The organism is Amycolatopsis sp. (assembly GCF_025464955.1).
Classification (GTDB): domain Bacteria; phylum Actinomycetota; class Actinomycetes; order Mycobacteriales; family Pseudonocardiaceae; genus Amycolatopsis.
In genome coordinates, this window is record NZ_JAODNM010000019.1 from 36,494 (window position 1) to 46,837 (window position 10,344).

Annotated in this window: 4 protein-coding genes; 2 read left to right on the top strand and 2 right to left on the bottom strand. The window is 67.9% G+C overall.

What is annotated here, in order from left to right; all coding sequences use genetic code 11:
* Positions 1 to 45: 45 nt before the first annotated feature.
* A complete protein-coding gene (locus JWQ81_RS02590) occupies positions 46 to 1,812 on the bottom strand; it encodes an FAD-dependent monooxygenase (RefSeq protein WP_297537125.1) in 1,767 nt (588 codons plus the stop codon).
* 10 nt (positions 1,813 to 1,822) lie between these two features.
* Positions 1,823 to 3,736, bottom strand: coding sequence for a maleylacetate reductase and hydroxyquinol 1,2-dioxygenase domain-containing protein (locus tag JWQ81_RS02595; RefSeq protein ID WP_297537126.1), 1,914 nt, complete (start codon positions 3,734 to 3,736; stop codon positions 1,823 to 1,825).
* Positions 3,737 to 4,176: 440 nt separating this feature from the next.
* Between JWQ81_RS02595 and JWQ81_RS02600 the strand changes: the two genes are divergently transcribed.
* Together JWQ81_RS02600 and JWQ81_RS02605 are read left to right on the top strand one after the other, a co-directional pair.
* Positions 4,177 to 8,895: a DUF6531 domain-containing protein gene (locus tag JWQ81_RS02600; RefSeq protein ID WP_297537127.1), complete on the top strand. Its 4,719-nt coding sequence runs from the start codon at positions 4,177 to 4,179 to the stop codon at positions 8,893 to 8,895.
* Between the two features lie 545 nt (positions 8,896 to 9,440).
* Positions 9,441 to 10,344: DUF222 domain-containing protein (locus tag JWQ81_RS02605; RefSeq protein ID WP_297537128.1), on the top strand; the 904-nt coding region annotated here is incomplete at its 3' end.

Here is a 10,344-nt window from a genome sequence, read left to right on the forward strand (position 1 = left end):
ACTGTCAACGAGGTTGGCCACGCGCTACCCGACCGGGTAATTTCCTTACCCAGCAGCGTCTTTCTCTGTAACGCGGGCAAGTACTGTCGACATGGTCCGGGTGAGTGCGTTCTCGTCGCCCGGCGTAGACGTCCAGCGAGCGGCGATATAACCGTCGGGACGCACGAGAAGGCCACCGTCCTCGGCAATGCCGGACACGCGGCTCCACTCGCCGTACGCGTCACGCGCGTCGACGTCACCGACGCACACCACGCGCGGCCGGACGCCCAACTGCTCGGCACACCGTTCGGCGGCGGCGTTCCAGCCGACCCCCGACAAGCCTGTCACCAGGCTGAACGACCCGCGGCCCACCAAGTCCAAAGTGGACACTCGCTGTCCGTCGGCATCGACCACCCAGGCGTGCGGAAGCCGGGAACCGGGCCGCGTCGACGGCTGGTGGTAGAGCTCCGGGTCGCGCGGCCACTCCTCTTCCGGGCCGTCGTCGTCGAGGACGGCGAGCGAGCGGTAACGCTGGTTCAGCTCGACGCCGTGAGCGTTGAACTCGTAGTTCTTCAGCGCGATCGCCTCTTCGAGCGCCCTGCGACGCTTCGCGCCTTCGGCGTCCGTCGCGCGACAGGCTGCGAGCCCAGCGACAATGCCTTCGTCGTCGCTACCGCCGGCGATCCCGAGCGCCTCGAAAATCGGGCCGAACTGGTCACGGCTGAGGTTGGCGCGGTCGACGATCTGCTGTCCGACCGGCGCCCGCTCCTCGCTGTACGTCTCGAGCAGCGCCGGACCGGCCTCGCCGCGGACGACCATCGCGAGCTTCCACGCCAGGTTGTAGGAGTCCTGGATCGACGTGTTGGACCCGAGCCCGTTGGACGGCGGATGCCGGTGCACCGCGTCCCCGGCGCAGAACACCCGGCCGCTCGCGTACTCGGTGGCGTAGCTCTGGTTGACCGTCCACAACGACGTCGACGTGATTTCGACGGGGATCGACGAGTCGCCGACGAGGTCGTGCACGATCTGCGTCGCGGCCGCGTCGTCGACCTCCGGCGGCGGCTGGTCGATGTCATAACCCCAGGTCAGCAGCCATTCGTTCCACGGGCGGACCATCCGGACCAGCCCCATCCCGATCCCGCCCAGGTGCGCGCCCGGACGCATCACCCAGTACAGGACGCTCGGGCGGTGCGCGACATGCGCCGAGAGGTCCGCCTTGAAGACGATGTTCATGCTCCCCGCCTTGCCCGCCTGCCCCGCGATCGGCAGCCCGAGCTGCTCGGCGACCAGGCTGCGGCCGCCGTCCGCGCCGACCAGGTACCGGGCGCGGACGGTGTACTCGTCTCCGCGCAACCTGTCGCGCAGGAGCGCGGTGACGCCGTCGGTGTCCTGGGTGAAGCTGACGAACTCGGTGTCGAACCGGACCTTCGCGCCGCGTGCGGCAGCTTGGGTGACGAGGATCGGCTCCATGTACGTCTGCGGTAGGTCGATCATCTGGCACGGGCTGGCGACGGCGTACTCGCTCATCGAATGCGGGCCCGTGCCCCAGGTGCGGATGCGGCCGATTTCCTCGCCCGCCAGCGCGGTGCACAGGACCGTGTCGCCCATGAGCGCCGAAGGCGTGCCTTCGGCGAGTGCCTTTTCCTCGAGACCGAGGTCGCGGAGGACCTCCATCGTGCGCTGGTTGGTGATGTGCGCGCGAGGCGTGTTCGCCACCCAGCCGTACTTGCTGACCAGCAGCGTCTTCACGCCGTAGGTGGCGAGCAGCAGAGCCGCCGAACCGCCGGCGGGCCCGCTGCCGATGACCAGGACGTCGGTGTCGTAGTCGCTCATCGTGGGAACCTCAGTTCTTGGCGATACGGAAGGTGAAGTCGAGCAGGCGCCACGGCACGTCGAGTTCCCGGCCGTCGGGAGTGGGGCCGTCCTGCGGGGTGAAGTCGACGATCAGGCGGTCCTTGACGCCGAACACGGTGTCGGAGTCCAGGTACGCGCCGCCGTTGACGAACAGCTGCGTAACCAGCCGCTGATGGCCCGGCGCGCTGATCATGAAATGCACGTGCGGGGCGCGGAACGGATGGCGGCCGACGGCGTCGAGCAGCTGCCCGACCGGGCCGTCCGCCGGGATCGGGTACTCGGACGGCAGGATCGACCAGAAGGTGAACCGGCCGCGGTCGTCGGTGGTGAAGCGGGCACGCAGCACTGGGCCGTCGAAGTCGGGCAACTGGACGTCGTAGAAACCATCCTCGTTGGACTGCCAGACGTCGACGACGGCCCCCGCGACCGGCGCGCCCGCGGTGTCGATGATCTTGATGTCGGCCCACAGTGGCAGACCGGGCAAGCCTTCGGCGAGGTCGCTGCCGTGCGCTTTCGGCGGCGGGCCCTCGACGTAGAACGGGCCGAGCACCGCGGACGGGGTCGTGTCCGGGGTGCGGGAGTTGGTCATCAGGTCGACGACGCTGGACACGCCGAGCGTGTCCGAAAGCAGGATGAACTCCTGCCGCGTGTCGGTCGTGATGTGCCCCGTGCGGGTGAGGAAGTCGATGGCTGTCATCCACTCGCCCTCGGTGAGGTCGTTGTCGATGGCGAAGCCGTGCAGGTGACGGACCAGGTCGGTGAGCAGCGTGGCGACCCTGGTGCCGGCCGCGGCGGAGAAGCTCTCGACGACCTGTTCGGTGAGCCGGGTCAGATCGGACGTCGGCGCTTCGGGGCGTCGGCCGTGCCAGGCATCGTCCAGGAGCGCGACGATGCCTTCGGTGGTGAGCTCACGGGGGTTCGGGTACGGCTTGGCGGTGGCCAGTTCAGCGGCGCGCGAGAGGTCGGTCTCACGCATGCCGAGTTCACGCAACGACGTCGGGCCGCCTGCCGCCACGATCAGGTCGTACATCCCGCTGGGCGCGTCAGGGACGCCGAGAGCAGCGGCGATACGAGCCATCACATCGCGCGTCGCGGGTGCGTTGTAGGCCATCGCGTGCGGCAGGATCACCGTGTGAGTCTCGGCGTGGGGCAGGTCGAAGGAACCGCCGAGGGTGTGGCAAAGCTTGTGGTGCAACGCCATTCCGACCGCGCCGAGGCAGGTTCCGGCGAGCCACGCGCCACGCAGCAGGTCACCCCGGGCGTCGAGATTCCACGGATCCTCGCGCAGCCGCGGCAGGGCCCGTGCGATCCCGGAAATCGCGTCGAGCGCCATCGCGTCGACGATCGGGTTGGCCTGCGGGGAGTACAACGCCTCGACTGCGTGCGCGAGGGCGTTGACGCCGCTGGTGACCGACAGGTTCAGCGGCAGGCCGAGCGTGAAGTCGACGTCGTAGATGACCGTCTCCGGCAGGATCTCCGGCGCCGACCGGGTCGTCTTCCGGCCCCCCTCGGTCTCCCCGAGGACCGGGGTGACCTCGGAACCCGCGTACGTCGTGGGGAGGATGACCTGATCGACACCGGTGCGCACGGCGAGCGCCTTGGCAAGCCCGGTCGTCGAGCCGCCGCCGATCGCGACGACACAGTCCGCGTCGTGCTCGCGGAGGACGTCGAGCGCCTGCTCGGTCACTTCGACGGGCGTGTGCATGGCCGCCCCGTCGAACCGCGCGACCAGCAAGTCGCCGAGTACGTCGGAGACCTGGCCGGCGGGAACGTCCAGTTGGGGACTGGCCAGCAGCAACACCCGCGAGTGGCCGAGCCGCTCGACCTCGTCACGCACCCGCTTCGCCGTCCCGGAACCGAACACCACCCGGGCAGGATTCGGGGAATAGTCGAAACTCCGCATTGAGCCGCGCTCCCATACAGCCGAGGTCTGGTCCCGATGATTGTGCACCGCGGTTCGGCAAGTGTCCTGCACGTTCGACGCGGGCGCCTGCACGAAACGCGCAGGGGTGCGGCGTTGGCTCACTCACTGACCGCGTGCTCCCATACCCGCATAGTGATCAACATGGCGGGCGAACGTCCATCAGTGAGCCCGAACGGTTGCTTCCACCACGGCATTGAGGCGGAATGGACATCAGGCGTGCCCGTTCTTACCTGTCCGGCGTTTTGCCATGGCGGACAACATGTTTACACGCGAACAGGGCCGGTTGAGCCCGTGATAGCGTGCCTTGAATACTCAGCTGGAGAACCGCACCTGGAGGTCTGGACCTCCAAGATGTGATTCAAGGATGACGGTTCGGCGGGCTTTGCGGCACCGCTCTGTTCGTTAAGGACGGTTTCATAGTGGGTAACCCGTTGGTCGCGCCGGTGCAGGACTCGACGAAGGGCTACTCCGGCATCTCGCTGGTGGAGTCGGCGGAGAGTCTGAAACAGGGCATCGAGAGCGGCGACTGGGCGTCGATCGCGATGGGCGCGGTAGGCACCGCGCTCGATGCGCTATCCGCTGTGATGGACCCGTTCGGCGCGATCCTCGCCGCCGGTGTCGGCTGGCTGCTGGAGCACGTCGGGCCACTGAAAGAGGCGTTGAACGCGCTGACCGGCGATGCCGACCAGATCTCGGCGAATTCCGAGACTTGGAAGAACATCGCGACCGAGCTGAGCGGGGTCGGTGATGATCTGAAGTCCATGGTCGCCGCGGATACCGCGTCCTGGATGGGGGATGCCGGGGACGCCTACCGGCAGCGATCGACGGACACGGTCGCGTTGCTGCAGGCCGCCTCGAAGGGCTGCGAGGGCGCGTCGAGCGGGGTGAAGACCGCCGGCGAGGTGGTCGCCGCCGTGCGCACGCTGGTGCGCGACACGATCGCCCAACTGGTCGGGCACCTGATCAGCTGGGCGTTGCAGGTGCTGTTCACCCTCGGGATCGGCCTGGCGTGGGTGGTGCCGGAGGTGATCGCGGCGGTCGCGAAGACGGCTTCGGAGATCGCGAAGGTGACCAAAGGGCTGGTGAAGGCGCTCAAGGCGTTGATGCCGCTGATGAAGAACGCGGACAAGCTGTTCGGGGACGCGGCGTCGGCATTGAAGAAGATCAAGCCTGGTGAGGGTGTCCCGAAGGCGAAGCACGGCGATGTGTCGTCGGGGCCCAAGCCGATGGATCCGCCGAACGGCAAGAGCGATTCGACCTCGCTCTCGGGCGATCACAGTGGTGACAAGCCTCAGCCACCGCCGTCGTCGAAGGATCCCGGTTCGACCACGTCATCGGCCGAGCACGGTGGCAACGGGGATGAGTCGACCGGATCCTCCGCGACCAACCACGAAGGCAACGGATCCGGCGACAAGTCCGCGCACAAGCCCGGCGACACCTCCGGTGACACGCCGAGCGCGGCGGACGCGAAGTCCCCGGACACCAAGGAGTGCGTGACGGACCCGGTGGATGTCGCGACCGGCGACGTGCTACTCACCGAAGTGGACCTCCGGCTGCCGACCGTGCTGGCGTCGGTGCTGGAGCGCACGTATCTGTCGTCCTACAGCCATGGCGGCTGGTTCGGCGCGAACTGGGCGTCCACAGTGGACGAGCGTGTCGAAGTACACGACGGCCGGGTACGGTATTTCACCGCGGACGGCGCGATGCTGCACTATTCCATGCCGGAGCCGGGCGTTCCCGTCCGTCCCGTCGTCGGGCCGATGCACGAGCTCACCCTCCTCGCGAGCGGCGGATTCTCCGTGCGGAACCCCCGACGTCGCACCATCAGCACGTTCACCCGGACGACCTCGGACCACTTCGGACTGTCCGTAGTGGAACATGCGGAGGGCGAATCGGTCATCGTGGACCGCGACGACCAGGGCACTCCGCTGCGGCTGCGGCACTCGACCGGCCCCGTGCTGCTCGTCGACACCGCCGAGGGCAGGGTCCGCGCCGTCCGGCTCGCCGACGGCGGTCAAGGTGTACTGGTGGCGGCCTACAGCTTCGACGAGGCGGGACGACTGACCGGGGTGACGAACTCGTCCGGCGTCCCCAAGACGTTCGCCTACGACGCCGCGGGCCGGATGACCGGCTGGCAGGACCGAACCGGCGCCCAGTACCACTACGTCTACGACGGCTCGGGCCGGTGCGTCCGCACGATCGGCGAAGGCGGCTTCCTCAACGGCACCCTCGTCTACGAGGAGCGCCTCACCCATTTCACCGACTCGCTCGCCAACACCGCACGGTATCGGTTCGACGAACACGGCAACCTGATCGAGCGGACCGACCCGCTGGGCCACACCACCTTGCTCTCCTCGAATTCCGACGGCTTGCTGCTGAACCGCACCGATCCGCTGGGTGCGACAACCTCGTTCGCCTACGACCGGGACGGCCTTTGCGTCGCCGTGCTGCGCGCCGACGGCAGCCGGGTGACCCTGCTCCGCGAGGACGACGGCACTGTCGTCACGGAGGTGCGCGACGGGGAACGCAGCTACCGACGCACCTATTCGGCGGACGCGATGCCGGATCCACTGGTCGACCCGATCGGGGTCGCCGGCGCGGTACACTACGAGGACCTGTCGACGGCGGACACTCAGGCCGCTGCCGCGACCGCGTCGTCGGGGGAACGGGACATCTTCGGCCGGACGGCGCACGTCGTCGACGCGGCAGGCAGCCGGACCGGTTTCTCCTGGACAGTCGAGGGACAGCGCCTGGCGCGACATGAGCCGTCGGGCGCGACCTGGCGTTGGACGCAGGATGCCGAGGGCAGCGAGACGGGCGAACTCACGCCCGCGGGCCGCTGGCGGCGGACCCAGGTCGGGGTGTTCGGCATGCCGGTCGCCGAGACGGCGGCCGATGGCGCGGTGACCACGCGCGAGTTCGACACCGAGTTGCGGCTGATCCGCGTCACCACGCCACTGGGCCTGGATTGGCGCTATGAGTACGATCCCGCCGGCCGTGTCGTCTCGGAGACCGATTACGACGGCAGGACCCTCACCTACACCCACGACTCGGCCGGAAACCTGGTGCGTACGGTCAACGGTGCGGGTCAGGTCACCGAGTACCGCTACGACCAGCTCGGGCAGCTGATCAGCCGCGACTGCGGTGGCGATGTCACCAGCTATCGCTACGATCCGCTCGGCCGGCTGATCGGAGCCACCGAACCCGGCTGCGAGCTGGTCCTTGTCCGCGACGACGACGGCACACTGCTGGCCGAAGTTGTCAACGGACACACCACGAGCTACCACCGCGACGAGTCAGGGCGGGTCGTGCACCGCCGCACACCGTCCGGTGTGGACACGGACTGGACCTACGACAGCGCCGGAAACCCCGCCACGGTAACCGGTTCCGGGTGCCAGGTCGTGCTGCGCTGTGATCCGGACGGCCTGGAGACCGAACGCAGTATCAACGGGTTCATGGTGCTCTCGCACGGCTATGGGGCCGGACGCCGTCTGGACAGGCAGTCGTTTTCCGACGGCGCCGGGTACTCGGTGCGCTACGCGCCGGACGGCAAACTCACCGATCGGACGAACCCGCTTCAGGTGGCGACGACCTACCGCAGGGACCCGGCAGGCCGGATCGTCGAAGCGGGCTCAGCCACCGGCTCCGAGCGGTTCGACTACGACCCGCTGGGCAACGTTGTCGCCGCCCACGCCACGGGATTGTGGGCGGCCAACCCGGAGAACGGTCCTCGCGCCTACACCGCGAACACCGTGGTGGCCGCCGGATCGGTGCGCTACCAGCACGACCGGCAGGGTCGGCAGGTGCGGCGGCAAGTCGTCACGGACACCGGGGCGCTGCTGGTGTGGCAGTACGGCTGGGACAGCCGCGACCGGCTGGTCGCCGTCGACGTTCCGGACGGTTCCCGGTGGCACTACGGCTACGACCCGCTGGGCAGGCGGATCTCGAAGGTCCGGCGGCCGGCAGGCCGGGAGGAGCCGGCCGAGCGGACGGACTTCTTCTGGGACGGACTGAGCCTCGCCGAGCAGGTGCGCGTCGATCCGGCCGGGACCAGGCACATCACGACGTGGGACCGCCATCCCTCAACCGGTGCCCCGCTGCTGCAGGCGGACCGGTTCGGTGCGACGGACCGGCCTGAGCACGTCGCGGTGCACACGGTCGTGACCGACCAGATCGGCACCCCCACCGAACTGCTCGACCCGGCGGGCCGGGTGGCCTGGTCGGCGTTGTCCAGTGTGTGGGGCCGAGTGGTGGCCAGGCCGGGTGCGCGGGCGACGACCCCGCTGCGGTTCCCCGGGCAGTACGCCGACGCCGAGACCGGCCTGCACTACAACGTCTTCCGGTTCTACGACCCCGGCCTCGGCCGCTACCTGAGCCAGGATCCGCAAGGCCTCGGCCCGGCCGCGAACCCGGCGGCGTATGTACCCGACCCGCTGGCCGACACCGATCCGCTCGGCCTTGCCTGTGACAAGAAGTCCGGCGGCGACAAGCCCGCCACCCGCGGCCACGGTGGTGGCGACTCGTCCGTGGGCGCGGGCGCGCACGGTGGGAGTAAGGGCGGCGGTAAGAAGGGTGGCGGCAAGGGAGGCGGGAAGCCCGGTGGTGGTGGAGAGCCCGGCGGCTCAAGGCCGCAGGGCATCCCTGACGAAGCCTGGAAGTCCGCACAGTGGATCAAGGACCACCAGCACAACGGCACCGAGACCACCGGCGACCTGAAGCCGTACAAATGGCAGGGCACCGAGCCCAAGCCAGGAGCCCCGGACGGTTCGACTTACGGCGGCAAGACCTACGCCAACCACCCCGCTACCCCCGGCGGGAAACCCCAACTCCCGACCGGCGTGGACTATCACGAATACGACGTGCACCCGATTCCGAAGTTCAACGAACCGCCAGGCGGTCAAGTACCGAGGCCCGACCGGACTCCGGAATCGGGGGCTCAAGGGGGTCGGCTGGTCTTCGGCAGCGACGGCTCGGTGCATTACTCCGACCACTACGACGGTTTCCAGACGATGCACGGACCTAGGCCGGGCTACAAGCCACCGGCCGGAGACATCCAGCACGGCGGCTACTACACGAACCATCCCCCGGCCCGCCCAGGCACCGGCTTCGACGCCAAGGCGAGCGCGAAGAAACCCTGACGGTGCTATCGCAACTCGACGGCGAGTTGCGGTCTCTTAGAAACTAAGAGACCGCACAAAAGCGCAAAAGTGCGAGGCCGGTGACCGCAACTCGACGGCGACCTGTGTTTGCGATCTGTGCACACGAGTTTGCCGTGTCGCGATGGATGTCCGTTTCGCAAGTCGGCGGCGAGTTGCGACGAGCCACGACCCGCAGAGGCGAAATCCGAGAGTTCTGGGCCTGGCTCCTCGCGCGAGCCCGCGCTGGAAGTTCCTCATGCGACAGCTCATCCAACCTGACCAGCGCTGGACTAGCTCGCCACGAAACCCTTGCCACGTCACGCATCCAGGATCGTCGGCGTGTCGGCACCTGCCAATCACGGTAAGCGACTGTCCTCCTTCGTCTGGCGTATGCGTGAGTGACGCGACAAGCTGTTGCAGGATGCGAGCGGGCGGATTTCGTTGCGGTGGCAGACTTTGTGAATAATCGATGACTACCTTCCGCGATAATGCGTATCACCTGAACGTGTTCCGAATGTACGTTCGAATAGAGGTAGAATAAAGGAGTGCCTAGCGTAACGATCACCCTCCCCGATCCCGCCGATATCCGGCGTGCCGATCCGGCGACGCTGGTCGAGTACGCCCGGGTGATCACCCGGGAGATGAACCGGTACACCGCGCTGCTGGGGCTCGTGGTCACCAAGACCGAGACCGACGGCATCAAGGCGACTCACCAGTACAACTCCGCGGTGCAGTGGCTGATGCATACGACGGGGATGACCGGGCTCGCCGCACTGGCCGGTGCCCTCACCCCCGCGCATGTGGACGTGATCGTGAAAACGATGACGGCCATGCCCGCGACGGTGTCGGAGGAGGATCGGGTGGCGGCGGAGAAGATCCTCATCGGTGTGGCCCGTGCCGCGTCCCCGGTTGAGGTGAAAAAAGCCGGCGACCGGATCCTCGACACCCTCGACCCCGACGGGCCGGAGCCGAAAGATCCGCCGGAGCGACCGAAGCGGGAACTGGCGTTCCAGGAACACCGCGACGGCTCCGCCACACTCAAGGGCAAGCTCGACAACCTCGCCTACGCCCAACTCCGCGCAGCCCTCGACCCACTGGCGAAACCGCACTCGACGAAAGAGGAAGGCCGCGACCCCCGCAGCCAATGGGAACGCCACGCCGACGCCCTCGTCGACCTCGTCCGCCTCGCCATGACGGTGGACGAGATCCCCACCCACGGCGGTGACCGTGTCCATGTGGCGGTCACCGTGGACTTCGAGACGCTGAAGTCCGGGATCGGGACGGCGATGCTCGACTTCGGTGGCGTCATCACGGCGGCGGAAGCACGGATGTTGGCGTGTGACTGCAAGGTAATTCCCGCCGTTCTCGGCATGAATAGTGAGCCGATGGATTTGGGGCGATCGAAGCGATTCATCACCCCCGGGCAACGCTGCCGTCTCGTGATGCGAG

Bases quoted from the DNA above. Each gene is read 5' to 3' on its own strand.
- JWQ81_RS02590 (WP_297537125.1), bottom strand. From the start codon at position 1,812: ATGAGCGACTACGACACCGACGTCCTGGTCATCGGCAGCGGGCCCGCC.
- JWQ81_RS02595 (WP_297537126.1), bottom strand. From the start codon at position 3,736: ATGCGGAGTTTCGACTATTCCCCGAATCCTGCCCGGGTGGTGTTCGGT.